The sequence below is a fragment of the Metabacillus niabensis genome, assembly GCF_020524345.1.
Lineage (GTDB): Bacteria > Bacillota > Bacilli > Bacillales > Bacillaceae > Metabacillus > Metabacillus niabensis_B.
The window spans coordinates 164,101-190,541 of the sequence record NZ_JAIVLH010000008.1; the positions used below are offsets into that span (position 1 = coordinate 164,101).

Sequence of the window (26,441 nt, forward strand, 5' to 3'; positions counted from 1 at the left end):
AAGGCTTTTTATTTTATATTTGGAGGGAACAACAAATGATCAAAAAAAATTACAAAGCAACTCATTCAATTAATCGAGAAATTCAGAAAGACCTACAAAATTATCTATATAAGCTTATAGAAGCAAGAATTCGGAAAGGAGAAACCATAGACTATTTGCAAGTTTTTAATTTGTATATTTTAAACAAAAATGGTACCGAAGTACAACAGATAATTCATGAGCAAGAAAAACCAAAATACCTAAAAGTACATTACAAAAATGATATAATACATTTAAAACACGGTATAACAATTTGGGTAATTGATGATGGTCCCTTCTTTACTATGATGTTTCCGAAAGACTATTAATACTAATTGTTAGCCCCATACAAAAAAGACAATTTCTAATTGTCTTTTTTTGAAACCTCAATTCTTTCTCACCTTTTTTATATGAAAAGTCTAATTACTCTTATATTTTATTGTATCCAATTGCTAGATTAAAATATTTATCATAAAATATACTTATTGTACAATTAACTATAATTTTCCATTCAGCCAAGTAGAAAGGTAGTGTTTAAAATTGAGTTACTCTGACTTGCTTGAAAACCTTAGCTTTCAAAATGATCCTTTTGCAAAGGTTAACGCAGATGAGGAAGAAAGGTTAGAGGAGTATTTTATTGAACCACCCTTTTTTAAAGCGGTTTATGGTATCCCTACTGACCCTAAGTCTTATGTTGTTTTTGCCCCAAGAGGTGGTGGGAAAACAGCATTAAAAAGGAAAATTGAGTTCGCCAGCCAACAAAGTAATGATTATTTGTGTGTAACTTACAATAATTTTGAAGTAGCTGGTAAGACACTCTCAGATATTACCCTAGATTATCACCTAAGGAATATCATTAAGCTACTTTTAATAGGACTTATTCCCAATGTAGAAAAAATAGGTTCGCATAAAATTTCCAAGGAAGATAAACAAATTCTCTTCTTTATGGTCAAACACTACTTTTCAGATATTGATTCGTTTCAATTAAGAGATGCTGTTGAATCCGTTAAAAGCCATGGTCAAAGAGCTAAGGAATGGTGGAATAGATTGACCACACCAGTAGGATTGATAACGAGTGCAATTCTAACAACTTTTGGTTTGTCAGCAATAGAAATTTCTCAAATTCAAGATAGAGAAATCAATCTTGGGACTCCTTCTGACCAAATGAAAACTGTCCAAAGGATAGCAGAAAATTTAGGTTTCTCTAGTATCTATGTCCTCATCGATAAAGTGGATGAAAATGAACTAACAGGGGCAGCTCATTTATCCTATGCATTTATTGAACCCTTGCTTAAAAATCTAGCTATTTTTGAATTAAAGGGGTTCGCATTTAAATTGTTCCTTTGGGATAAGATCGTCGGTATAATTCACCAAATGAAAGAAGATGAAAGAATTCGATTAGATAGAATTCAAAATCGCAGGTTACAGTGGACACCTAAACAACTTATTGAAATGGTATCAAAGAGACTTTTAGCGTTTAGTGAGCAAAAGGTTTCTTCTTTAAATCAAATATTTCAACCCGTGGAAGGCATTGACTGGGATCAGATTGTTGTTACTTTCGGAATAGGTTCCCCACGTAACATTATTCGTCTATGTAAGGAAATATTTGAGCAGCAAAGTGAAATTAATTCGGAATCGGATGTAATTTCACTTGGTGCTATTAATCGTGGTTTTAAAGCATTTTGTGAAAATTATACTATAGGTATTCTCCCTGAGAATATCATTCAAGAATTATTAAAAACCAAAAGAGTTGACTTTCCTACTAATTATATTTCAAATGATGTCTTTAAATTTTCTCAACAAGCTGCAATATCTAAGATTAAAACATGGCTCGATAGTGGTGTCATAGAAAAAATTGGAGAAACACAAGTCAGAGCTGGAAATCGTCCAAGTAATCATTATGGTGTTACAAATATAATTACCGCAAAGCATATTTATTCTGATTTATCTGTTTCAGAATTTATTAGGGATAAGGTACGTTATTGCAAATCTTGTGGTACTGTACTTATTCGTGAATGGAATTTGAGAGAAAATTATCGCTGCCATGAATGCCAAGAAATGAACTAGAATAAATTAATCTTATAAGAGATAAATTAAAATATCCTAGAGATACCCCTGCTGAAAAAGAAGGAGGTATCTCTAAACATAAAAAACCTCATTTACTTATGGTACGGTTCCCCCCGATTAATCCGAAACGCCCGGTAAACCTGTTCCAGCAAAATCAACCGCATCAACTGATGGGGAAACGTCATCTTCGAGAAAGAAAGACTATCATTTGATCTCTTCATAACAGCTGAACTTAACCCTAGTGATCCACCTATAACAAACGCAACCTTGCTTTTTCCATATGTAGCAAGCTGATCAAGATCCTTTGCCAGCTGCTCAGATGATTTCATCTTTCCTTCAATAGCTAATGCAATAACATGTGTGTCATCACTAATCTTGCTTAGTATTCTTTCTCCCTCTTTTTCCTTTACTTGCTCCATTTCGATTTCACTTAGATTTTCCGGAGCTTTTTCATCTGGTAATTCAATGATTTCCATCTTTGCGTAAGAGGTTAAACGCTTTAAGTATTCGTCGATCCCTTGTTTTAAATATTTCTCTTTTAGCTTTCCAATTGTAATGATTGAAATGTTCATTTTCGTTTCCCCACTCTAAATTTGTTTATCCACAGAACTTATCCACAATTTTCGAAATTTATCCACAATATTGATTGTAACTATTCTCCAACTACATATATAGCTGGTCTTTCGCATATTTGGCATCTTGTGGATAACTTTCCATCACCGTCAATTTTTTCTATTTCTGGTGCAGTTTCCTTTTCATCCACATACATATCTATAGCTAATTCAATATGTTCTTCACAACAATACATTTTCTTATATCCTCCTTATCCACAAGTGGATAGTTTATTATTTAGTTTACCCTTAATAGTTGTCCACAACCTGAAAAAAAGAGAGCTAATTTTTAGCTCCCCATCATTTTCTCTTCTGCTAACTTCATCTTGCCAGACATCTTTTCACCGTTTCGATAGTAGATCACTTCAACAGAGTCACCAACATCTTGATCATAGAGGACTTTTCGTAATTCAATAATATCCTTTACTTTTTCTCCTGCAAATTCTGTGATCACATCAAATTCCTGTAACCCGGCTTGAGCTGCTGGTGATACTGGAACAACACTCATCACGATGACACCATCTGTAACATCTTCAGCTAGCTTTAATGTCTGCTCTTTATGGTAACTGGAAACCTCATTTAGCGATCTCATACCAATTCCTATAAATGGACGTCTTACCTCGCTATATTTTTCAAGATCCTCGATAATTGGGATGGCATGATTTGCCGGGATCGATAGGCCGATACCTTCAACTGCTGATTGAGCTATTTTCATGGAATTAATTCCAATCACTTTTCCATCTAAGTTGATAAGAGCTCCACCGCTATTACCAGGATTAATGGCCGCATCTGTTTGTAGTACTTCTGCATTCCAATCTACCTGACCGTCTCCATTTTCATCAATAGGAATTGCTCTCTCTGTTCCTGAAATAATTCCTTGTGTTACGGAACCGGAAAACTGCAATCCAAGTGGATTTCCAATGGCAATAACAGGTTCACCGGGCTTAACTGCATCTGAATCACCAAACTCAGCTACTTTCTTAATCTTTTCACTATCCACTCTTAAAACTGCTAAATCTGTTAAAGCATCACTACCTAAAATTTCAGCAGGGACTCTTGTTCCATCACTAAGACTGATTTCAACTTGTGAAGCTCCTTCAATAACATGGTGATTTGTGACAACAAAGGCGTTTTTCCCTTCTTTTTTATAAATAACACCTGAGCCGGTACCAGCTTCACCTGTTTCATTCCAGAAACCGGCTTCCTGGAGATTGACAACACCTACAACTGCATCTGATACATTATCTACAATGTCTGTAATAGCTGAATTCACATTGACTGATACATTTTTGGTTAATCCAGTTTGATTATCAGTTCCATTTTCTTGTTCTGTTGCCTCTTCACCCAGTTCCATATCATACGGAACAATTCTGGACAGGGTAGGTATAGCAAAATACATGAGCAATGCTCCTAATATTGCTCCGACGAATCCTGCTAAAAACCAGCCCCCACGGTTTCCCTTTTGCCTTTTAGCATTATAATTCTCATAATCTTGATCATAATAGCCCATTATGCTCACCATTCCTTTCAAACACATTTTGAATAGTGTTTACCTAATCAACATTATTCTCTTGCTGTATGAAAATTAACCAAGATGATTGCGATTTAATAAAATTTAAATTGCTACAAGCGTAGTTGGGGTAGATGGGTCTGTATCATATAAGTCAAACTGTTCACCAGTGATAAAGCCTTTACCAGCTAATGTTTGCTCAACAGACATTCTCGCTAAATCCTTCATATTGTTATCTTTACTTAAATGAGCTAAATAAATTCGTTTTGTTGAATCACCGATTACATCCATCATAGCTATTGCTGCGTCTTCATTTGAAACATGTCCCACATCACTTAAAATGCGTCGTTTAATGCTCCAAGGGTAGTGTCCCATTTGAAGCATTGAAACATCATGATTGCTCTCAAAAACAAAGGCATCTGCATTGCGGATCGTGCCCTTCATTTTATCACTCACATAGCCTGTGTCTGTGATTAATGCAAGCTTCTTCCCCTCATGATGAAAGACGAAAAACATTGGCTCTGCTGCATCATGTGAAACACCAAATGATTCAATATCCAATGAACCAAATGATTTTACTGACCCTGTTTGAAAAACAAACTTTTGATCTGTTGAAATTTCTCCAATTAATCCATTCATCGCTTGCCATGTTTTTTCATTTGCATAAATCGGAAGCTTGTGTTTTCTGGCTAGCACACCTAATCCCTTAATATGATCACTATGTTCATGTGTAACCAGAATACCTGAAAGATTTTTTATATCTCGACCTATTTGCTCAAATAAGTTTGTCATTTGTTTTCCGCTTAATCCTGCATCAACTAGAAATGCCTGACCATTTGCTTCAACATAAATCGCATTCCCCGTACTACCGCTTGCTAGGACACTAAACTGCAAGCTCATATTCGTCACTCCTCTATTCCCTATTCCGTTAACTGTAAAGGTTTCCCTTCTAAAGCATTCACATAGTAATCTTCTCTATCTTCATCTTCTTTTTCGACTATAAGATGCCAGGTCGGCGCTAATATTTGTTGGTTAGAAAGAGGGCTGTGGGTATAGTATCCATACTCTATCTTTACTACTTGACTATTTGGAGGTAAATAATTTTTATTATATAGCGCCTCAATTGCCTTTAAAGCAGTGATAGCTGCTTCTTTCTCTTCTACTTCTTTTATTTGTTCTAACATAGATTGCTCATAGCTAATAATTTCATTATCTTCATTAAGATGCAAAACAACCATTCCGATATGATCATCTTCTGATTGAAAAATAGTTCGATTATTATAACTCTGAATACATATTATAGAATTCATTTCTTCATCTGTATACCAATAATGATACAGCTCACCAGAAATAATATTATCTTTCAGGAATTGTGTGATTTTACTCTCTGTGTTTACATCCGGCAATGGAAAAGGCTTATCCAATAACATAGTCAGTGTTCGAAATGATTGATCTTCTTCAAAATTTACATTAGGAAGTTCAATTGTTTGACCTTTCAGTTTTGCTACTTCTTCTATTGTAAAATCCTTACTTTTTGCTGTAATATAAAAGCTATTTTTAATATCATCGGGTAAGTCATCAGGGTATTCAATTCCCTCTGCATCCAGCCTTTCCTCAATCGTTGCTTCCTGAATAATCGTATAATCAGATTTATCTTGGAGCTCAAAGAATTCCATTGCTAAATAGATATCTAAGATTAGAAAGGCAAGGATAAAAATGGTCTTTGTTTTACTCCAATCCACTTTTATCACCCCTTTGCTGGCCGTCTATTTTTAGAACTCTTCCATCTTTCAATTCAACACACCAATATGGAGTAATTTTCACAAACCGTTGATCAGTATCTCCTCCTAGTTCATACATGATATACATATCTTTAACTTCCTTTATATCAATGGATGAGTCCTGGGATAGTGTATTAACCAATTCATGCCCCGACATTAGTGTTACTGTGTAATTATTTGTTGGTATGTTTTTCATAAGTTGATATGATGGACGTTTATAAATAGATATTTCATTTTGACTCCATTGTTGAGAGATAATCGTTGGTCCGAAAAATTCCTCATCTGATTCAAATACAGGAATGGATTGGATAGACATAATATATTTAATTTCTTGATTCAGCTCATTTATCTTATATAAAATATAATCATCTGTCCAACCACCATGATCATTTAGATAATCAATACTTTGGCTGACAAGAGCACTGCTTTCAAGAAAGCTCGTATCTCTCAGTGTAGGATTCACGAATTCGACCTTATGTTCGCTTGAATAAAGATTTAGCTCCCTCCAGCTATCTGTATAGCGATTTCTTAATGAATTGACATCTTGTTTTACATTTTGAGGATTACTAAATAATGCATTTTTAAAAGCAGATCCATCAATTTCATCTGTAACATATTCAAAGCTATCGACATTCACTTCATTCTCAGGTAATAAAATCTCAACATTGCCTTCTCCACCATAAGCAAAGAATGGAGATAATTCATTTCTTTGCTTATAAATGTCTGCGACAAACTCATTAGCATCTGTAAGATTAACAGAAGTTTCAACAATTTTTTGCGTATTACTTGACACAAAATATACCTTTTGAACTTCCTTTTCCTGTGGAACATTTAAATAGATTCGATCAAATGAAAGATCCAATGTTGATTCTGTCTCCCACTTAAACATTGCTGCAAATGTTTCAAAGGGAATCACATCAAGAAATCGAAGTTCTATTTTAGCTTCATCATTCCCATGTACCCAACTTGTAAAGTCTTCCTTTGTAAAGGTACGGGAAATCCGGTCACTACTTAAACTATAATCCCATTTTTGCATTTCCGACCAGAGGTTATTTATATATTGATTATCAAACGTACTGTAATGTTGCTGAGATGTATGCAGAAATAGCTTATTTGGTTTTATGGCCTGGTATAGCTCTCGTTCCTGATTACTAAGAGGAACACTTTCAACAAAACTATTATTTTGAAGTTCTTCAAAAGGCGGCTGTGAATTCCATAAATTCCATGTGAAAAATAAACTAATTCCAACTAGTATCGTTAATAGCACACTTTTTATTGACTCTTTATTCATTCCCACTCATCCTCTTGTTCCGGATTGTATGGCAGAGTAAAGAACACAGTTGTTCCTGAACCTTCCTTACTTTGTGCCCATATATCTCCTCCATGTGCTTGAACCATTTCCTTTGCAATCGCTAAACCTAAGCCTGTTCCTCCAAGCTTACGAGTACGAGCTTTATCAACACGGTAGAAACGATCAAAGATTTTATTTACACTATCCTTTGGAATCCCTACACCTTCATCTCTCACACGGATTTGGATTTCTGATGGAAGTATATCAATGGTGAAGGTTACCTTTCCGCCTTCTGGTGAGTACTTCAATGCATTAGAAATGATATTATCTAGCACTTGAGTAATTTTATCTGTATCTATCTCAACATAAAGAGGTTCTTTTGGGATATTCCGAATAAATGTTACATGTTGAGATATAGTCATCTCAAATCGATCAATAATTTTCTGGAAGAAATCCGTAAAGTTAATCCAGTCTTTTGTTAATTGATAATCTGTTCGATCAAGCTTTGATAACTGTAATAAATCATTGACTAGGCGAATCATTCGCTCGGTCTCTGTTTGGGTCACATGTAAAAACTGTGGTGCAATCTCTTGATCCTTCCATGCTCCATCTGCCAATGCTTCTAAATAACTTCTCATGGTTGTAAGAGGAGTACGCAACTCGTGAGATACATTAGCAACAAATTCTCTTCTTTCCTGATCAATCTTCTCTTGTTCTGTAATATCATACAAAACGGCAATTAAACCATCTGTTTTACCCATTTCTTTTTGAATAACAGAAAAGCTGACTCGTAAAATAAACGGGCGTTCAACTGTTCCTGTATCCAATACCAGTGATTCTTGCTCCTCAATTAAGCTCTCGAATGTATACTCATCACTGATTCCCAGTAACTCTGTAATCGTAGCTTGCTGTACCGTTCCACGTGAAACATTTAGCATTTCTAGTGCAGGATTATTAATTAGAATGACTCGACCCTCACGATTTGTTGCGATAACACCATCAGTCATATGAGCTATTACAGACGCTAGTTTCTTTCGTTCCCCTTCTGTTGTTGCTTGTGCATCTTCCAGTTTTTCTGTTAAATAGTTAAAGGTAATCGCAAGTTGACCAATCTCATCTTCACCATATACTTTTACTTTTCGCGAGAAATTACCATTGGCTAACTCGATTGCCTGCTTTCTCATATCAGACATTGGTCTAGTAATCGTTCTTGCCAAAAATATACCCAGTGCTGCAGTAATTGCTAATGAAATCACAGTACCTGTCGCTAGTATTTTGTTTATAATACTCATTTGTTTAAAGACTTCTTCCATTGAGGCCATAACATAAACTGCGCCAATTGTTTGGTTGTTATGGTTCACAGGAACTGTAATAATCCTAACACGGCTGTTTGTCTCGTTATGAAAGCCTAGTCCCGTATAATCAAGTCCTACTAATGCACGACGAACAGACTCTAATGTTGTTTTCTTCCCTACAATATCCTGATTACTACTAGATGTGGCAACAACCGTTTTGTTTATATCAATAACACGAACCTCTATGATCTCCTCAGTAAGGAAGTCCCGAAATATTGACATAATTTCACTGTTAACGGTCTTCCCATCTGTGTACTCTTTAGGATCTCGGGACATTTCCTGTTCGATATTATAAACCAACAGGCTAACTCGTTTTGTTAAGGAAGTCTCGAAGTTGGTTTTTAAGGATGTTTCCAATTCTTTCACAAAGTAAACACCAATAATTTGCATGGCTAACATGATTAGGAGTACGTAAACAGTAACAAACTTAAAATGAATAGATTGAAAAAACCTTACTCTCTTCATATCTTTAATCCTGTTCTGATTGCTTTAAGTAATAGCCTACTCCACGTCTAGTTACGATCCAGGTCGGATGGCTCGGATTATCTTCGATTTTTTCCCTTAAGCGTCGAACAGTGACATCGACTGTTCTTACATCACCAAAATAATCATAGCCCCATACTGTTTGTAATAGATGCTCACGTGTCATAACCTGTCCAATATGTTGTGCGAGATAATGAAGCAACTCAAACTCACGATGTGTTAATTCAATTGTTTCTCCTCTTTTTGATACAACATAAGCGTCAGGATGTATAACAAGTGATCCAATTGAAATTTCGTTTGAAGCACCTTTTGCTTCATTTGAATCATTCGCTTGCTGTCTACGTAAGTTTGCTTTTACCCTAGCCAATAATTCCCGTGTACTAAATGGCTTTGTTACATAATCATCAGCACCTAATTCCAGACCGAGTACTTTATCAATCTCTGAGTCCTTTGCGGTTAACATAATGATTGGCATTTCATGTTTTTTTCTCACTTCTCGACAGACTTCCATTCCATCTTTGTTTGGTAGCATAATGTCCAGTAAGATAAGATCAGGATTTATTTCTTCAACCATTTCTATTGCCTGGTTTCCATCATATGCACAGTAAACCGCATACCCTTCTTTTTTAAGGTTAAATTGTAAAATATCTGCAATCGGTTTTTCATCATCTACAACTAATATCTTCTTTTCCATATTCTCGCCCCTTTAATTTATATATTCCATATATTTATCTTACGTTTGATTTCGAAGTATTAAGGATATGTGATCATCACATCTATTTAAATGTACCATGTTCAAAGAATAGAATCATCTTTTTCAAAGATTCCCTTCTATATTTTAGTTTATTATAGGTTTACCTGTGGTATAAAAATAATAATAACTTAAATAGAAAAAAGGGACTGACCTAAATAGTAAGTGTGTCAGACCCTTTCTATCATTTTATTATAAATAGTCTTGAGGATTTTTGAGGTTTCCATCTTCATAAACTTCAAAGTGAAGGTGAATTCCAGTCGAATTTCCTGTTGACCCCATCACACCCAGCTTCTGTCCTTGTGATACAACTTGTCCTACACTGACAGAGATCGAGCTCAAATGTGCATAAACAGTTCTCATTCCGTTGTTATGATCAATGACAACTTTATTCCCATAACCGCCATTATATCCTGCTGATATAACCGTTCCGTTATCCGCTGCTTTTATTGTACGATCACTAGGTCTTGCTATGTCAATTCCCTTATGTAGCTTGCCCCATCGCTGTCCAAGTCCACTGGAAATATAACCACCTACTGCCGGCCATGCCAGATCACCGGTGCCTCTTGAAGGAATGACCTTCGTACCTTTTATAATAATTTCGTTTAATGATTCCTTTAGTACTTTTTCAGATAATATCTCTTGCTTAATCTCAGAACCGTTTTGTTTTGTCATACTATAATGAATCAAGCTTTCTCCATCTACACCTTCTTGAGAAACTTTCTCTTCTCCCTTAGGCATGGAGTCGTCTTCTTTTATTTCAGTTTTATAGGCAATCGTTTCCTTCTCAGAAACTTCCTCTTTCACTTGCACCATTACAAATGGCTGTAACTCAGTTACATTTAAAAATTCACCTGGTTTGATAACCGAGTCTTCTTTAAGTTCTGGATTAAGTTCTAATAGCTCTTCAAGAGAAAGATCATGTTTAGATGCAATTTCTCCAAGAACATCATTCTCCTGCACCTCATATTTCTTGTCAATAGGGGTTCCTTTTTCTAGGAGATTTAATCCTTGCTCAGAAGTCATAATCTTATTAGGTAATACTTTTTTGGTTTCCATTGTAACATCTTCTGTAAATGAAACCTCGGTAATGCGGGATTGCCCTTCTTCAAGTGCAGGTAATGGTTGATTTACTTGACGAGAAGCTAATTCATCTAAAGCTTCCTTTGGAACAAATTTCTGTTTATATTCTTCTAACACCTTCTCAGCATTAGAATGGTCTTGAAAAGCTGCGACTTCTTGACCATTGATGCTCAAGACAGTCCCTTCCACTACAACATCAAGCTCTTTTTCCAAATTTCCCACAACTTCTGCATTATTAAAAACAGGTCGGAACATTTTTTCAGGAATGATCTCAATATCTTCGACTGTTAGTTGAAAATCTTTATATTTATCTATTACTTTATTAATTTTTGATGTACTAAGCTCTTCTATAACATCTTGATTATCAACTGTCCCCATATACTTACCCTCATGATAGATATGGTAAACAGACACTAAAGAATCTTCAGCTTGAGCATGAACCCCAAAGAGTAAGGTCGTCACTAAAACCATACCCATAGTAAGCTTTTTAAAAGGTGAACGCTTTTCGACTGGTTTTCCTTCATTCAGCGCTCTAAAAGAACGTTTAAACAATGGTATTTCCTCCTAAATCTATTAAGTAGAGCACGTTTAAACGCCTACTACTCCGAATTTACTCTTAAATACCGACAAAATTCACGTCATTTTACCCTTTACTAATTTAACACAGAATCTTTAATCGTACGGTTATTTCATCAAATTGTAATACTACTGTATTATTGGATACAATTTTTGGTTATATTGTCGTATCATGGCATACTAAATTTTTTCCAAAAGAAAAGACATGAATCTTTAGATTCATGTCTTTTGAGTGGCTCGGGACGGAATCGAACCGCCGACACATGGATTTTCAGTCCATTGCTCTACCAACTGAGCTACCGAGCCATACTAAGTATACGGCTTCCACTAAGCTTCTAATCTCTTCGTCAGCTCCATTGCTTACATCCTCACGTATGGTCATACGCTCCGGTGCTCGCTCAGTCGCTTCCTCGACCTTCTCGCTTATTGAAACCCTCTTACTCTTAAATTAATATCCACTAGTAAAGTTCAAAACATACTATGTAAATGGCGGTCCGGACGGGACTCGAACCCGCGACCTCCTGCGTGACAGGCAGGCATTCTAACCAACTGAACTACCGGACCAATTTCTATATATATATGTTACATGTAAATAATGGTGACCCATACGGGATTCGAACCCGTGTTACCGCCGTGAAAGGGCGGTGTCTTAACCGCTTGACCAATGGGCCACTGTTTTCTTAAAAAACAATGGTGAGCCATGAAGGACTCGAACCTTCGACCCTCTGATTAAAAGTCAGATGCTCTACCAACTGAGCTAATGGCTCATTTTATAATGAGAAGTACAATCTAGTTTTTCTGCTTGTTTCAGACACCCAAATCTCAGAAAGCTTATTCAAGGAGCATCTCGATTTGTATGCTGGAGTAACGCTTCGCAGTTTATTCGATCGTGCTCTACCAACTGAGCTAAGGCTCATTTTCATAAATGAGAAGTACACTTGCTAAAACATTCTGTCTTAACAGGACGAGATCTATCATATCATCATATAAACTACTTTACAATATGTTTTTGTAAAAAAATTATTTTTTTATAAAAATAAAAGAGGAGGGATAAATATCCCTCCATTATCCTTAACTATACACGCTGCGAATAACGTTTGTTTGTGAACGATCTGGTCCGACAGAAAAGATAGATAATGGAATTCCTGTAAGTTGAGAGATACGTTCAATATAATGTCTTGCATTTGCAGGTAATTCACTTAGGTTACGTACACCTGTAATATCCTCTGTCCAGCCTGGCAATTCCTCATATACTGGTTCACATTCGGCTAAGACTTTTAAGCTTGCAGGATACTCGTTGATTGTCTCACCTTTATATTTATAGGCAACACAGATTTTTAATGTTTCAATACCTGTTAACACATCAATAGAGTTTAGTGAAAGATCTGTTAATCCACTCACACGTCTTGCATGACGCACAACAACACTATCAAACCAGCCTACACGACGTGGACGTCCAGTTGTTGTTCCATATTCACGACCAACTTCACGGATTTGATGACCAATCTCATCATTAAGCTCTGTAGGGAATGGGCCATCTCCTACACGGGTAGTATATGCTTTTGACACACCTACAACATGATTAATTTTTGTTGGTCCAACACCAGAACCGATTGTTACTCCCCCGGCAACCGGATTTGATGATGTAACAAATGGATATGTACCTTGGTCAATGTCCAGCATAACTCCTTGTGCACCTTCAAATAGAACACGACGTCCTTCATCTAAAGCATCGTTTAGAACTACTGAAGTATCTACTACATATTTCTTAAACTGTTGACCATATTCATAATATTCATCCAGGATTTCCTCAACTGTAAAACCTTCAACTTCATAGAATTTTTCTAACAGGCGGTTTTTTTCTTGAAGAGCTCTGGAAAGTTTTTCTTCAAATACATCACGCTCTAATAAATCAGAAATACGAATTCCAACACGAGCCGCTTTATCCATATAAGCCGGACCGATTCCTTTTTTCGTTGTTCCAATTTTATTAGCACCTTTGCGCTCTTCCTCTACTTCATCTAATTTTAGGTGATATGGCAGGATAACATGAGCACGATTGCTAATGCGTAAATTATCTGTTGTAACTCCACGTTCATGTAAATAAGCAAGTTCTTTTACAAGTGCCTTTGGATCAACAACCATTCCGTTTCCAATTACGCAAATTTTATCTTTATAAAAAATCCCTGATGGAATCAAATGAAGCTTGTATGTTTCTCCATCAAATTTAATCGTATGACCTGCATTGTTACCACCTTGGTAACGAGCAATAACCTCTGCATTTTCAGAAAGGAAATCTGTAATCTTTCCTTTACCTTCATCTCCCCATTGAGTTCCAACAACTACTACTGAAGACATTCCGTGCACCTCCGTAATTTCGCACTATTCAAACATGTATATTTTAACAATCACAGAATTGAAAGTCAATGTAAATACGAACAATATTAAAAAGAATCACTGTATTTGTTCGTAAATTCAATACATATGTAGAAAGAATCTTTCTACTCTGTTTTTTTAATTGTTTTTTAAACCCAGGTCTAGTGTTTCCAATTAAATATAAATACATTAGGAAAACTTGAGTTATTATCAAATTCTATAAGAAAAGCGCGACGTCATGTCGTATTGACTGCACTTGCACTTTCTGTGCGATCTAAGACTAGGCGCTAGAGCTAGACACCTGCCCTAATTCAAAAACTTATGCTTTCTTATCTGTATACAAAAAAGGAGATCGCTCTATGCAATCTCCTTTTACGCTGGAACACCTTCATCATCAAATCGCCGTTCCAAATTAACGAATTTATTATATTCTTTCACAAAAGCTAGCGAAACTGTTCCAACTGGACCGTTACGCTGCTTAGCGATAATAATCTCGATAATATTCTTGTTTTCAGATTCTTTGTCATAATAATCATCACGGTATAAGAACGCAACAATATCGGCATCCTGCTCAATACTCCCCGATTCACGAATATCTGACATCATCGGGCGTTTATCTTGACGTTGCTCAACACCACGTGATAACTGCGATAATGCAATGACAGGTACTTTTAATTCACGTGCCAGTTCCTTTAGTGTACGGGAAATTTCAGATACCTCTTGTTGACGGTTATCTGAACGGCCAGATCCTTGGATCAACTGAAGGTAATCAATTAATACCATCCCAAGTCCACTTTCTTGCTTAAGGCGACGGCACTTTGCACGAATTTCACTTACACGAATACCAGGAGTATCATCAATATAAATCCCTGAGTCTGATAAGCTCCCCATCGCCATCGTTAGCTTACCCCAGTCTTCAGGAGTTAAAGATCCTGTTCTAAGTCTTTGTGCATCAATATTTCCTTCTGCACATAGCATCCTCATCACAAGCTGGTCTGCTCCCATCTCTAGACTGAAAATAGCTACATTTTCATCTGTTTTTGTTGCAACGTTTTGGGCAATATTCAGTGCAAATGCAGTTTTACCAACAGACGGACGAGCCGCAACAATAATTAAATCGTTTCGTTGGAATCCAGCTGTCATTTTATCTAATTCGATAAATCCTGTTGGAATACCTGTTACATCGCCTACTCGGTCATGGAGAGTTTCAATATTATCATATGTTTGTACTAATACATCTTTAATATTTTGGAAGGCACCAGCATTTTTTCGCTGTGCAACTTCCATAATTGTCTTTTCCGCTTCATTGAGTAGGACCTCAACCTCATCTTCTCTGCTATATCCATCCTGTGCAATGGTTGTAGCAGTGCGGATCAGTCTTCTTAAGATTGATTTTTCCTCTACAATTTTTCCATAGTACTCAATATTTGCGGCAGTTGGTGCTGAATTTGCCAGATCACTAAGGTAGGAAACTCCGCCTACTTCTTCTAGTAGATTTGCATCAGCTAATTCTGATGTTACAGTCACGATATCAACCGGCTCACCTTTGTCTGAAAGCTCAAGCATGGCATTATATATTTTCTGATGGGCAGCACGATAAAAATCATCAGGTATTAATAGCTCTGATGCTAAAGTAAGTGAGGCTGGTACAAGAAATATGGCTCCTAAAACAGCCTGCTCTGCCTCTATATTTTGTGGTGGAATACGATCACCAAGTAACTCGTTAATGATGATCACCGTCCTTTAAGTTTATAGTAATCTATTATTAAGGATAAAAAAAAAGTGGCTCCGCTTCAAGACAAATTTCACTCTTTCCACCAAACCACAACCATTTCCAACATTTACTTACTGTTCTTTTACATGGACTTTGATCGTTGCACTTACTTCAGGATGAAGCTTAGCAGGGACATTTGTATACCCAAGTGCACGAATACCATCTGGTAAATCTAATTTTCGTTTATCAAGTTTAATACTATGGGTTTTCTTCAACTCATCAGCAATTTGCTTGCTTGTTACAGAACCGAATAAACGACCGCCTTCACCTGATTTCGCTTGTATTTCAACTGTTAATTTTTCAAGATCAACCTTTAGTTGCTGCATTTGTTCCAGTTCTTCTATCGCTTCCTGCTCTACTTTTTTCTTTTGTGCATTTAATGAACTAATATTTGCGTTTGTTGCTTCTACTGCAAGGCCCTGCTTGATTAAGAAATTATGTGCATAGCCGTCAGCAACATTTTTTACTTCTCCTTTTTTTCCTTTACCCTTAACATCTTTTAAAAAGATTACCTTCATGATTTTGTTCCTCCTTCTAGATAGTCTTCTAATGTTAATTTTAATCTATTTTCTGCTTCTTGTAACGTCGTTTGCTGCATTTGAGTTGCTGCATTTGTTAAATGACCACCGCCATCAAGAGCTTCCATAATGATTTGTACATTCACATCTCCCAATGATCTGGCACTAATACTAATAATTTCCTCATTACGTTTCGCAATAACAAATGAGGCCTCAATACCATTCATTGTTAGTAACGTATCTGCAGCTTGTGCGATCGTTACTTGCTCATAAAAATCATCATCCTCCGCAACTGTTATAGCAATTCCTTCTTTAAAAATAGAGGCATTCTGAATGAGCTTTGCACGCTTTACATAACTTGTAATGTCTTCTTTTAAGAATTTCTGTACTAATACTGTGTCAGCACCTTTTGCTCTTAGGTAAGAGGCTGCGTCAAATGTGCGAGATCCGGTGCGAAGTGTAAAGCTTTTAGTATCTACAATAATACCCGCCAATAAAGCTGTCGCTTCAATCATATTTACTTTTAAATGCTTCGGCTGATATTCCAATAGTTCTGTTACTAACTCTGCTGTAGAAGAAGCGTACGGCTCCATATAGACAAGTATCGGATCCTTTATAAACTCTTCTCCCCGTCGATGGTGATCGATGACAATGACATGCTCACTTCTTGATAATACTCTTTCATCAATAACTAATGATGGTTTATGAGTATCTACCACAATTAGAAGTGTATCATCTGTCATGATTTCCAGTGCCTGCTCCGGAGTAATAAATCTTGACCATAGTTCCGGATGTAATTTTACCTCAGCAAATAATTGTTCTACACCTGAATCAAGTGCATCCGGGTCTAAAATAATAAAGCCTTCTTTTTCATTTACTTGTGAAACCTTCAATATTCCAATAGCTGAACCAATTGCATCCATATCAGGGTATTTATGGCCCATAATCATGACTTTATCACTTTCAATCACAATTTCCTTTAAAGCATGGGAAATCACTCGTGCACGAACTCTGGTCCGCTTCTCCATTGGATTTGTTTTCCCGCCAAAGAACTTCACCTTTCCATTTTGCTGCTTGATGGCTACCTGATCTCCTCCACGCCCCAATGCAAGGTCTAGACTTGATTGGGCTAAATCTCCAAGTTCTTGCAAAGAAGATACACCAGAGCCTACTCCAATACTCAATGTTAGTGAAACATTATGGATCGTTGTTTTCTCACGTACTTCGTCTAATATTGAGAACTTTGTTTTTATTAATTTTGTTAAAATATCCTCGTTTAATACTCCGATAAATCTTTCGGAAGAGGTTCTTTTAAGAAAGACACCATAATCCTTTGCCCATTTATTTAAAAGTGATGTTACCTCACTATTTATAGCACTTCTTGTTTGATCATCCATCCCTTGAGTAACCTCATCATAGTTATCCAGGAAAATAAATGCTAAGGCTGTTCGTTCATCTTCATATTGCTTTTCAATCTCGATTTGCTCAGTAACATCAAAGAAATAAATTAAACGCTCTTCTCTTTTTATGATCACCCTAAATTCCCTGTCATACAATGCGATTGTATCTGACTCAACTTCTTGTTTTATTAACGGGACTAAAGAATCGGCAAGATCAAAGAGTGACCTTCCAACAAGAGTATCCTCATCAAAACAAGACGTCATAAAGGGGTTCGACCATTCAATTTGAAATTGATCATTAAAAAGCATAATTCCAATTGGCATTTCCATTAATGCTTCTTCGCCAACTTTTTTCAACCGATATGAAAGCGTTGTTATGTACTCTTCCATCTCAGCTTTAAAATCTGAAAGAGCCCTTTTAATAAAATATAGGACGGTGAAAAGAATAACCAATAAAATAGATCCAAGGATCCAATTATAAAAACATAAAAAAAGTACGGCTATCACTGTTACGCCAATCAATGCATAAATAGGATAACGGATTAATGGTTTTTCATAAAAACTTGGCATGCTGTTTTCATCAACTCCTCGCAACAGTGAATACAAACCTATTTTTTTGATAATTTATTACGGAGAGGAAAGCCTAAATCAATTATACCTAAGATTCTTATAAGATAAAGAAGTATTGGAATAAGAAATGAGCCGATCAAAATTGAAATTGGCACAGCCTTTGACCATCCCTTTATATAAGAATAATAAAAGGTAAATGAGAATCCTTGCATAAGAACAAAAAATTGCAAGATAAAATATAGGTTGATTACAGCAGTAAATAGAAAGGTTTCTGTATCTTGATACACCATTAACAAAATGGAAACAATTAAATAATACCATACAATACTTTGCGGTAGTTTCCAATCGCGAAAAGGTTTTAATGGAGCAAGATCAAACCTCAATCTCTTTAATATTGGCATAGCAAGCAAATGAGTAATAACAGCTGAAATCATTCCAATTGTCACAAACATTGTAGGAACTAAATGAACCATTAGTTCTAATCCTTCTTCTAATTGAGCAAACTGTGCACTCATTTGGTCTTCAGCCGTAAATGAACCCAAAATATTTTTTGATTGTTGAATGGATTGTTCAAGGAGACTAATTGAATCCTGGATAAAATCAATATTCATCAATAGCTTGGCACCGATATAGGCAACAATTATGCTAAATGTATAAGCTAAGCTTCCCCCAACCAGTACCCCAAGTGTTTGCTTACGCTTATAGAAATAGCCCATTATTACACCACTTAAACCAAAAGTAACAGCTGTTATTACGCTAAATATAGAGCCAAACAAAATCGAAAGAATACTTCCTGCAAAAATAAGCAGAAACGTAAGTCGAATACCATGCCTGAGTGTAAAAATGATAAAAGGCAATGGCAAAACAAACAGAACAATCGTCCCAATAATAGGGACGTATCTTGCAATAAGCATAAGAACTAAATAAAGTGCTAATAATACAGCTCCTTCTGTTAAAACATGAGCCTTTTTCACGATGACACCTCTTTAAAATCATATAAGAAAAGCGCAAGCGCCTTGATCAACTATCTGAATAAACTTTTACTATGTATCATGTCTTTACTAAATCTTACCCTAAAATTTCTTTAAAAATGCGGTGTTTAATGACGAAAAAAGCACAGATAGGAATAAATCCATCTCTGTGCTTTTCATTCATTATTCACCAGCAACATATGGTAATAAAGCCATTTGACGAGCACGTTTGATTGCTACAGTCAATTTGCGTTGGTATTTAGCGCTAGTACCTGTTACACGACGAGGTAAGATTTTACCACGCTCAGATACGAACTTTTTAAGTAAATCTACATCTTTATAATCGATGTGTGTGATTCCGTTAGATGTGAAGAAACACACTTTACGACGTTTTGCACGTCCACCTTTACGTCCGCCTGCCATGATCAATTTCCTCCCTTCTATTTTAAATGTTTATCTATTAAAACGGTAAGTCATCGTCAGATATATCAATAGGTTTTCCATCATTTGCAAATGGATCGTCATCAAAGCTTGTACGACCTTGATTACGCTGATTTTGATCTGAACCGAATGGGTTTTGATTGCCAGAATTACCACCTTGGTACCCACCAAAGTTATTATTATTGTTGAAGTTATTGTTGTTATTCCCTCCACCACTTGCTCCTCTAGGCTCAAGGAATTGGACACTTTCTGCAACAACTTCTGTTACATAAACACGTTTTCCAGTTTGATCTTCATAACTACGGGATTGCAAACGACCGTCAACACCTGCTAAGCTTCCTTTTTTAAGGAAATTCGCAACATTTTCAGCCTGCTTTCGCCAAATAACACAGTTAAGAAAATCTGCTTCTCTTTCACCTTGTTGATTTGTAAACGTACGGTTTACTGCTAGTGTGAAGGTAGCAACAGCTACTCCGCTTGGTGTGTAACGCAGATCTGGATCTTTTGTTAGTCTTCCGACTAATACTACTCGATTCAACATCAGAACCATCCTTTTTTGTATATCTTATCTATTACGATTAGTCTTCTTTTTTAATAACGATATGGCGAATGATATCTTCGCTGATTTTCGCTAAACGATCGAATTCTTGAACAGCTGCAGCTTCAGAGTTTACTTGAAGAAGCATATAGTAACCATCACGGAAATCATTGATTTCGTATGCTAGGCGACGTTTGCCCCACTCTTTCGCTTCTGCTACTTCCGCACCATTCTCAGATAAAACGTTGTTGAAACGCTCTACTAAAGCTTTCTTAGCTTCATCTTCAATGTTTGGGCGGATGATGTACATAACTTCGTACTTTCTCATCTCTTACACCTCCTTTTGGTCTAAACGGCCCACAATTGGGCAAGGAGCAATTAAATAAATAAATTACTCACAATTAGGTATTATAACAAAAAGGTCCGAAACACGCAAGTTAGCAAATTAAACATTGAAACGGAAGTGAATAACATCTCCATCTTGAACAATATATTCTTTTCCTTCCAAACGAACCTTTCCTGCTTCACGTGCTGCTCCCATTGTTTTGGCTGCTAGTAAATCCTCATAAGAAACTGTTTCAGCACGAATGAACCCTCTCTCAAAATCAGTATGAATGATACCTGCACACTGAGGAGCTTTCATTCCTTTTTTAAATGTCCAAGCACGAACCTCTTGTTCACCTGCAGTAAAATAAGTAGCTAGTCCAAGAAGCTGATAAGAAGCTTTAATCAATTGGTCTAAACCGGATTCCTCTATACCAAGTTCCTCTAAGAACATTTCTTTTTCTTCGCCCTCAAGCTCAACAATTTCTGATTCGATTTTTGCACACACAACGATTACTTCTGCATTTTCAGCAGCAGCAAATTCACGTACTTGTTTGACATATTCATTGTTTGAAGGATCTGCTACTTCCTCTTCACTAACATTTGCCACATAAAGAATTGGTTTAATTGTTAAAAGATGCAATTGCTTCACATATTTAAGTTGTTCTTCATTAAATTCAACTGCACGTGCAGGCTTTTCACTTTCAAATGCTTCTTTCAGCTTCACCAAAATTTCATGTTCAAATACAGCTGTTTTTTCCTTTTGCTTCGCCAATTTAGCAACTCGATCAATACGCTTATCAACTGTTTCTAGGTCAGCTAAAATCAATTCTAAATTGATTGTTTCAATATCCGAAATTGGATCTACCTTACCTGATACATGTGTAATATTGTCATCTGCAAAGCATCGCACAACATGACAAATCGCATCTACTTGTCGAATATGTGAAAGGAATTTATTTCCTAAGCCTTCACCTTTACTTGCACCTTTAACAATTCCTGCAATATCAGTAAATTCAAATGCAGTTGGAATTGTTTTTTTCGGCTTTACAAGTTCTGTTAGTTTTTGTAAACGTTCATCAGGAACTTCTACAATTCCTACATTTGGATCTATTGTACAGAATGGATAGTTTGCTGATTCTGCTCCAGCTTGTGTAATTGCGTTAAATAATGTAGATTTTCCTACGTTAGGTAGACCTACAATCCCAGCTGTTAATGCCATTTTTCCCACTCCTCTATCATAAAACAAAGAAATTTGTCCGTTTTCAATCAATCTTCAACAATTATAGATAGTAAAGCCGTAAAATACAAGCTTACTGATGAAATAAGATATTTAAAGTAGGCATTGTTTACTTTTGAATTAGGTGTCATTAAAACATTGGTTGATTTCCGTTACAGGTACTCGCTTTCCGTGGGCGGTCTCTGAAGCCTCCTCAGTGCTTTGCACTTGTGGGGTTCCATCAACACGCTCTCCCGCAGGAGTCTCACGCCTTCCATCCCAATCAACGTTCTTTTAAATTTGTCACTTAATAAAAACAACCATTTTCACAAAATGCTAACGAAAAGACCACTAAAAAAAGAGCTTTTAAAAGCTCTTGCCAAAAAGTTATTCTATCTTCTCCAACCCCACTAAACAATCATATAAAGTACTTCCTTGTCCATTATCTGATACACGTTCAGGTGTAAGAAGGTTAACTGAACCACCGAACTTATGCCATAATCCTTCATCAACATTTATTGTTCTAGGATGTGCTTTTTTCATAATTTTGACTGAACCGTTTAATTCTCCACGGCTATTATGAATTCTCACCTTGTCTCCTTCAGCTAACTGCTTTTCATTCGCAATATCCTCTGATACTTCAATTTTTACTGATTGCATAGCTTCTATTAACACATAATGCTGTGAATGATTTGAGCGTAATGGATGAATGGATAATAACTGATAAGGATATTTCTCTGCTAGTGCAGGGTTTGTATGTTCTGATTCAACCGGGAATAGATATTGCGGTTTACCTGCAAATCCTTTTATAGACCCTAACTCTGACGTAAACTCAAATTTCCCGCTCGGTGTTGAAAATTTCATATCATTCCATGGTGTATGATTAACAGGTAATGGCAGTCTTTTTTCCTCTTTAAGCTTTTCAAGCGTAATTCCCTCTGACTCAAGCCCCATCATCGCCATTTTCAGAAACTCATCTCTTGTATAAGAAAATTCCTTACCAAAACCTAATCGCTCAGCCAGCTGTGTCCAAATCCATAAATCAGACTTTGCCTCACCTGGAGGTTCTACCAGTTTTTCTCCATAATTTACATAATGATGATACATAGATGCATAATAAATGTCTTCTTCTTCAAAAACGGTTGTGGCAGGTAAAACATAATCAGCCATTTCAGCTGTATCTGTTAAAAAATGATCAATCACTACAACTGTTTCAACTGACTGAAATGCTTTAATAATTTTAGTTGAGTCAGGAACTTGGGCAATCGGATTTCCACATGTCACAATAATCATTTGGATAGTTGGATCAATTGATTTTAATATTCCATCAGCCTGTTCCATCATTGTAAAAGTTCTGGATTCCGTTTTTTTATCATTTAAAGCAAGAGCATTCATACTAAAGCTCTTCCCAACCTGAATATTGCCGAAATTGGCTCCACCACCTCGAACTCCAACATTCCCGCTTATGGCAACTAATGCATCAATTAAACGGATTGTATTTCCACCATTTGCATAACGCTGCATCCCAAGTCCCAGGAATGTTGAGGTTGGCCCTTTTGCATAGATGGAAGCTAAATAATCAATTTCTGATAAAGTAATCTCTGCCTTTGAACAAATTTCATCGATCGTGAATTGATTTAACAACTCAAGTAAGTCGTTGTATCCTACAGTATAGTTTTCAATAAAATGTGTATCTTCCTTATTTTCCCGGATAAGTACTTTCATAATACCTATTGCTACTAGCCCGTCCATACCTGGTTTAATCGAAATATATTGATCAGAAATTTTTGCTGTTGCATTATAAATGGGATCTATAACAGTAATTGTTGCTCCCTGTTTTTTTGCTTCTTGGAGCTTTTGAAACAAATGCATATTTGTTCTTGATACATTTCTTCCCCAAATAACAATATGTTGGCTATGGAGAATATCATCCGGAGCATGGCTATCCGAGCTACCGAAGTCCCAAGTTTGAGCTTCAATACCAGATCCCCAGCAAATACTACCGACTAAATGAGTTGCTCCTCCAAAGCAATTAAAGAATCTTTTATCAGTATTTTTTAATAGTCCATTATTTGCATAATCATGACTATGCAAAACTGCAGTAGGTCCATATAATTCCTTAATATCGCTCATTTTTTTAGCAATCTCATCAAGAGCCTGCTTCCAGGAAATTTCTTTAAAATTGCCATCTACCTTTTTTAAAGGAACAGTTAATCTCTTAGTTGAATTTGTCTTCGTTTCGAGCATCCGTCCTCTTCCACAAATCTTACCTTGAGTAATTGGATGATCTTTATCCCCTTCAACCTTCACTACTTTTCCGTTCTCCACTGTTACTTCAAAACCACAGCTATCCCAGCAATTTAAAGGACATGATGACTTAAATACTTGTTTCATATTTGCTCATCCCCACTTACAATTCGTTTGCTTCCTCATTTCGAACCAATACTTTTTTTAATTTTCTAGAAAACTCTCTGCGAGGAATGAGTACACTATGATCACAGCCTTGGCATTTAATCCGTACATCCATTCCCATTCTAATAATTTTCCACTCATTTGTTCCACAAGGATGCTGTTTTTTCATTTCAACAATATCATTTAAACCAAATTCTTTATCCAATTTAATGCCTCCTCCTTAACTTACTTCTTCTTTTCTGTTATACATAACGATACGAGGATAAGGAATCTCAATACCTCTTTCATCTAATCTTGTCTTAATATCTTTTCTAAGCATTCTTGAAATATGAAAATGTTTCATTGGTTCAACTTCACATGTTACACGAAGAATCACTTCAGAAGCACCTAGATTTTGAACACCTAATAATTCAGGGGGACTAACAATATCTTCATACTTATCTTGTATTTCCAACAATAATTCCTGAATCACACGTTCCGCTTCGGAAATATCACTTTCATAGGCAATACTAATATCAACAAAAGCAACGCTGTTATGAATAGAGAAATTTGTTACTTCAGTTATGTTACCATTAGGCAAGATATGCACTTCACCTGTCCAACTCTTTATTTTTGTTGTACGTAACCCTATTTCTTCAACCGTTCCCTCAAAGGAAGATACACGAATGAAATCTCCTACTGAAAATTGATCTTCAAAAATAATAAAAAATCCAGTTATAATATCTCGGACTAAATTTTGTGCACCAAAGCCCACTGCTAAACCTAAAATTCCTGCACCGGCTAGTAGAGGCCCTATTTTAATACCTACTGTTTCTAAAATCATGATAATGGCAATAAAGTACACAACATAAGTGAGAATATTTTCAAGTAGCTTTGCTAGCGTATTTTCTCTTCTTGCTGATATTCGAAGTGGTGATTTTCCGCGAAATAAAAAGATCTTACTTATTGCCATTTTTCCAATTCGAATAAAAACAGAAGCAATAATGAATATCAAACAAATTTTCAAAAAACCTTGTCCTAATGTTATCCATAACTCTATATTTGTTATATAATCTACCATTTGATTCCACAAATTTTCTAGTAACTTCAATTAAATCACCCTTTATAGTATTAAACTTAAATAGCCATTTTCATAGCCAATTATACTCCATATCCTACGTAATTTCGTACGAAAAATTGCTAAATTTCGTAATTATATATATTCGTATGTAGAGATAGGAATTATGTCGTAAGCTCTTGTCTTTATTTAATAAAAAGGGGGAAATTATGAAAGTAATTTCAGACATAGTCTATCATGAAAAACCTATTTTACCTATTCACGTGTACGATATCGATTTAAAATCGGATAAAGCAAAATCGTTACAAGCAAATACAAATTGATCAAACCATATAAAGGATATAAAATGGCCACCAGATTTGCAAAACCAAACCGAGTAAATGGAAGCATAATGATAACTAAAATGGCCGCCATAATCCAAAAGGGCATTTTCATTAGGTCCCTTAGACGTGAAGCAAGTCCAAATATACCTGAAACAGCAGTTGTATAGATTGCTAGCCATAGCATAATGGACATAAAGAGGAAAAATGCAAAAGGTGATCCTTTTAAGATAGCAAAAAGAGGTATTTCATATTCTGCCAGATAGTCAGACATTTGCACTAATGTTTCATTATAAACAAAGGAAATGGCTCCTAAAACAACCCCGCTTCCTATGCTCGCAATCTTCGCTTCCTTCAATCCCTTCATTTCTTTTCCAACTGCAGATAATACAGCAATAAGAGGTAAAATATTCAGAGCCGTAAAGGTAAAGGCTGCAGGCCAATTGTATTGTTTATTTAAATCAAGGACCCATGAATGATGATGGGAAATATTAAATGATAATAATGAATAAAAGAGCCCAAAAACAAGCAATGGAATCACAATAGCATTCAGCTTAATAATTCCATTTGCGCTTCCAACAAATAGAAGAATGAGTAATATGGCGAAAACAGCAATTCCAACCCAATAAGGAATTGAAAAGGCTTCAAGTGTGGCCCCTCCTCCAGCAATCATAACAATCGTTGTTGTAAACAAATACAATACGATGAGCACATCGTACACATAAGAAAGCTTTTTACCTATCAACCTTTCTAAAATCGGAAAGAAATGGCTGGATTTTTCTTCATAACTAATTTTCATAATTACGTAGACAGCAATGATAAAAATAACGGTAAAAATGACAATTGCCAGTCCACTTTCAAAGCCAAAAAACTCCCATAATTCCCTTCCCGATGCATAGCCTGCACCAATGATTGTTCCCAAGATTAGAAACATCCATTTAATACCTGATCTCATTTTCTCACCTCATATGGTTGTCCTATTTAAAACGAACATG

At 36.0% G+C, this 26,441-nt stretch carries 24 protein-coding genes and 4 tRNA genes; 2 read left to right on the forward strand and 26 right to left on the reverse strand.

Features of this window, described 5'->3' with window-relative positions:
• Positions 1-35: 35 nt before the first annotated feature.
• Both LC095_RS10670 and LC095_RS10675 read left to right on the forward strand, forming a co-directional pair.
• On the forward strand, positions 36-347 hold the full coding sequence (locus LC095_RS10670; protein ID WP_226528184.1) for a DUF960 family protein: 312 nt from the start codon (positions 36-38) through the stop codon (positions 345-347).
• 226 nt (positions 348-573) lie between these two features.
• On the forward strand, positions 574-2,085 hold the full coding sequence (locus tag LC095_RS10675; RefSeq protein WP_226528185.1) for a P-loop ATPase, Sll1717 family: 1,512 nt from the start codon (positions 574-576) through the stop codon (positions 2,083-2,085).
• Between the two features lie 92 nt (positions 2,086-2,177).
• Here the strand turns inward: LC095_RS10675 and rlmH are convergent, their stop codons facing one another.
• The 26 genes from rlmH to LC095_RS10805 all read right to left on the reverse strand — a co-directional run bounded on the left by rlmH (position 2,178) and on the right by LC095_RS10805 (position 26,401).
• Entirely contained in the window at positions 2,178-2,657 is a 480-nt protein-coding gene (gene rlmH / locus LC095_RS10680) for a 23S rRNA (pseudouridine(1915)-N(3))-methyltransferase RlmH (protein WP_226528186.1), read from the reverse strand.
• Between the two features lie 80 nt (positions 2,658-2,737).
• The gene (locus LC095_RS10685) at positions 2,738-2,893 is read right to left on the reverse strand and encodes a CxxH/CxxC protein (protein WP_226528187.1); all 156 of its coding nucleotides are present in this window, start codon (positions 2,891-2,893) and stop codon (positions 2,738-2,740) included.
• Positions 2,894-2,985: 92 nt separating this feature from the next.
• Complete coding sequence (locus tag LC095_RS10690) at positions 2,986-4,206, reverse strand: S1C family serine protease (RefSeq protein WP_226528217.1); 1,221 nt, start codon at positions 4,204-4,206, stop codon at positions 2,986-2,988.
• 105 nt (positions 4,207-4,311) lie between these two features.
• Positions 4,312-5,106, reverse strand: a complete 795-nt coding sequence (locus LC095_RS10695) for an MBL fold metallo-hydrolase (protein WP_226528188.1) — start codon at positions 5,104-5,106, stop codon at positions 4,312-4,314.
• A gap of 20 nt (positions 5,107-5,126) precedes the next feature.
• On the reverse strand, positions 5,127-5,948 hold the full coding sequence (locus LC095_RS10700) for a two-component system regulatory protein YycI (RefSeq protein WP_226528189.1): 822 nt from the start codon (positions 5,946-5,948) through the stop codon (positions 5,127-5,129).
• Positions 5,935-7,278 carry a YycH family regulatory protein gene (locus tag LC095_RS10705; RefSeq protein WP_226528190.1) on the reverse strand — a complete coding sequence of 448 codons (1,344 nt, stop codon included), beginning with the start codon at positions 7,276-7,278 and terminating at the stop codon, positions 5,935-5,937. Before LC095_RS10705 ends, LC095_RS10700 begins: the two co-directional genes overlap by 14 nt.
• Positions 7,275-9,098: a cell wall metabolism sensor histidine kinase WalK gene (walK, locus tag LC095_RS10710; RefSeq protein ID WP_226528191.1), complete on the reverse strand. Its 1,824-nt coding sequence runs from the start codon at positions 9,096-9,098 to the stop codon at positions 7,275-7,277. Before walK ends, LC095_RS10705 begins: the two co-directional genes overlap by 4 nt.
• A gap of 4 nt (positions 9,099-9,102) precedes the next feature.
• A complete protein-coding gene (gene yycF / locus LC095_RS10715) occupies positions 9,103-9,810 on the reverse strand; it encodes a response regulator YycF (RefSeq protein ID WP_026561609.1) in 708 nt (235 codons plus the stop codon).
• Positions 9,811-10,059: 249 nt separating this feature from the next.
• On the reverse strand, positions 10,060-11,502 hold the full coding sequence (locus LC095_RS10720; RefSeq protein ID WP_226528192.1) for a peptidoglycan DD-metalloendopeptidase family protein: 1,443 nt from the start codon (positions 11,500-11,502) through the stop codon (positions 10,060-10,062).
• Positions 11,503-11,759: 257 nt separating this feature from the next.
• Positions 11,760-11,832: transfer RNA gene (locus LC095_RS10725), tRNA-Phe, on the reverse strand.
• Between the two features lie 181 nt (positions 11,833-12,013).
• Positions 12,014-12,090, reverse strand: a tRNA-Asp gene (locus LC095_RS10730).
• 32 nt (positions 12,091-12,122) lie between these two features.
• A tRNA-Glu gene (locus tag LC095_RS10735) sits at positions 12,123-12,197 on the reverse strand.
• Positions 12,198-12,217: 20 nt separating this feature from the next.
• A tRNA-Lys gene (locus LC095_RS10740) sits at positions 12,218-12,293 on the reverse strand.
• 304 nt (positions 12,294-12,597) lie between these two features.
• Positions 12,598-13,884 (reverse strand): adenylosuccinate synthase, encoded by a 1,287-nt coding sequence (locus tag LC095_RS10745; RefSeq protein ID WP_226528193.1) that lies wholly within the window; start codon positions 13,882-13,884, stop codon positions 12,598-12,600.
• A gap of 390 nt (positions 13,885-14,274) precedes the next feature.
• Entirely contained in the window at positions 14,275-15,630 is a 1,356-nt protein-coding gene (dnaB, locus tag LC095_RS10750; RefSeq protein ID WP_226528218.1) for a replicative DNA helicase, read from the reverse strand.
• Positions 15,631-15,747: 117 nt separating this feature from the next.
• Positions 15,748-16,194: a 50S ribosomal protein L9 gene (gene rplI / locus LC095_RS10755; protein ID WP_226528194.1), complete on the reverse strand. Its 447-nt coding sequence runs from the start codon at positions 16,192-16,194 to the stop codon at positions 15,748-15,750.
• The gene (locus tag LC095_RS10760; protein ID WP_226528195.1) at positions 16,191-18,164 is read right to left on the reverse strand and encodes a DHH family phosphoesterase; all 1,974 of its coding nucleotides are present in this window, start codon (positions 18,162-18,164) and stop codon (positions 16,191-16,193) included. Before LC095_RS10760 ends, rplI begins: the two co-directional genes overlap by 4 nt.
• 38 nt (positions 18,165-18,202) lie before the next feature.
• A complete protein-coding gene (locus tag LC095_RS10765) occupies positions 18,203-19,138 on the reverse strand; it encodes a YybS family protein (RefSeq protein ID WP_226528196.1) in 936 nt (311 codons plus the stop codon).
• Positions 19,139-19,318: 180 nt separating this feature from the next.
• Entirely contained in the window at positions 19,319-19,558 is a 240-nt protein-coding gene (gene rpsR, locus LC095_RS10770) for a 30S ribosomal protein S18 (protein WP_026561616.1), read from the reverse strand.
• 37 nt (positions 19,559-19,595) lie between these two features.
• A complete protein-coding gene (gene ssb / locus LC095_RS10775; protein ID WP_226528197.1) occupies positions 19,596-20,117 on the reverse strand; it encodes a single-stranded DNA-binding protein in 522 nt (173 codons plus the stop codon).
• Between the two features lie 37 nt (positions 20,118-20,154).
• A complete protein-coding gene (gene rpsF / locus LC095_RS10780; RefSeq protein ID WP_078433485.1) occupies positions 20,155-20,442 on the reverse strand; it encodes a 30S ribosomal protein S6 in 288 nt (95 codons plus the stop codon).
• Between the two features lie 117 nt (positions 20,443-20,559).
• On the reverse strand, positions 20,560-21,660 hold the full coding sequence (ychF, locus tag LC095_RS10785) for a redox-regulated ATPase YchF (protein WP_078432193.1): 1,101 nt from the start codon (positions 21,658-21,660) through the stop codon (positions 20,560-20,562).
• A gap of 384 nt (positions 21,661-22,044) precedes the next feature.
• Positions 22,045-24,051 (reverse strand): molybdopterin-dependent oxidoreductase, encoded by a 2,007-nt coding sequence (locus LC095_RS10790; RefSeq protein ID WP_226528198.1) that lies wholly within the window; start codon positions 24,049-24,051, stop codon positions 22,045-22,047.
• A gap of 16 nt (positions 24,052-24,067) precedes the next feature.
• Positions 24,068-24,280: a DUF951 domain-containing protein gene (locus tag LC095_RS10795; RefSeq protein WP_156932009.1), complete on the reverse strand. Its 213-nt coding sequence runs from the start codon at positions 24,278-24,280 to the stop codon at positions 24,068-24,070.
• Between the two features lie 9 nt (positions 24,281-24,289).
• On the reverse strand, positions 24,290-25,159 hold the full coding sequence (locus tag LC095_RS10800; RefSeq protein WP_226528199.1) for a mechanosensitive ion channel family protein: 870 nt from the start codon (positions 25,157-25,159) through the stop codon (positions 24,290-24,292).
• 222 nt (positions 25,160-25,381) lie between these two features.
• Complete coding sequence (locus LC095_RS10805) at positions 25,382-26,401, reverse strand: hypothetical protein (RefSeq protein ID WP_226528200.1); 1,020 nt, start codon at positions 26,399-26,401, stop codon at positions 25,382-25,384.
• Positions 26,402-26,441 lie beyond the last annotated feature (40 nt).

What these genes read in the sequence shown, in the direction of transcription:
- LC095_RS10670 (WP_226528184.1), top strand. Translation starts at nt 36, where the DNA reads ATGATCAAAAAAAATTACAAAGCAACTCATTCAATTAATCGAGAAATT.
- rlmH (WP_226528186.1), bottom strand. Translation starts at nt 2,657, where the DNA reads ATGAACATTTCAATCATTACAATTGGAAAGCTAAAAGAGAAATATTTA.
- LC095_RS10685 (WP_226528187.1), bottom strand. Translation starts at nt 2,893, where the DNA reads ATGTATTGTTGTGAAGAACATATTGAATTAGCTATAGATATGTATGTG.
- LC095_RS10690 (WP_226528217.1), bottom strand. Translation starts at nt 4,206, where the DNA reads ATGGGCTATTATGATCAAGATTATGAGAATTATAATGCTAAAAGGCAA.
- LC095_RS10695 (WP_226528188.1), bottom strand. Translation starts at nt 5,106, where the DNA reads ATGAGCTTGCAGTTTAGTGTCCTAGCAAGCGGTAGTACGGGGAATGCG.
- LC095_RS10705 (WP_226528190.1), bottom strand. Translation starts at nt 7,278, where the DNA reads ATGAATAAAGAGTCAATAAAAAGTGTGCTATTAACGATACTAGTTGGA.
- walK (WP_226528191.1), bottom strand. Translation starts at nt 9,098, where the DNA reads ATGAAGAGAGTAAGGTTTTTTCAATCTATTCATTTTAAGTTTGTTACT.
- yycF (WP_026561609.1), bottom strand. Translation starts at nt 9,810, where the DNA reads ATGGAAAAGAAGATATTAGTTGTAGATGATGAAAAACCGATTGCAGAT.
- LC095_RS10745 (WP_226528193.1), bottom strand. Translation starts at nt 13,884, where the DNA reads ATGTCTTCAGTAGTAGTTGTTGGAACTCAATGGGGAGATGAAGGTAAA.
- rplI (WP_226528194.1), bottom strand. Translation starts at nt 16,194, where the DNA reads ATGAAGGTAATCTTTTTAAAAGATGTTAAGGGTAAAGGAAAAAAAGGA.
- LC095_RS10760 (WP_226528195.1), bottom strand. Translation starts at nt 18,164, where the DNA reads ATGCCAAGTTTTTATGAAAAACCATTAATCCGTTATCCTATTTATGCA.
- rpsR (WP_026561616.1), bottom strand. Translation starts at nt 19,558, where the DNA reads ATGGCAGGCGGACGTAAAGGTGGACGTGCAAAACGTCGTAAAGTGTGT.
- ssb (WP_226528197.1), bottom strand. Translation starts at nt 20,117, where the DNA reads ATGTTGAATCGAGTAGTATTAGTCGGAAGACTAACAAAAGATCCAGAT.
- rpsF (WP_078433485.1), bottom strand. Translation starts at nt 20,442, where the DNA reads ATGAGAAAGTACGAAGTTATGTACATCATCCGCCCAAACATTGAAGAT.
- ychF (WP_078432193.1), bottom strand. Translation starts at nt 21,660, where the DNA reads ATGGCATTAACAGCTGGGATTGTAGGTCTACCTAACGTAGGAAAATCT.
- LC095_RS10790 (WP_226528198.1), bottom strand. Translation starts at nt 24,051, where the DNA reads ATGAAACAAGTATTTAAGTCATCATGTCCTTTAAATTGCTGGGATAGC.
- LC095_RS10805 (WP_226528200.1), bottom strand. Translation starts at nt 26,401, where the DNA reads ATGAGATCAGGTATTAAATGGATGTTTCTAATCTTGGGAACAATCATT.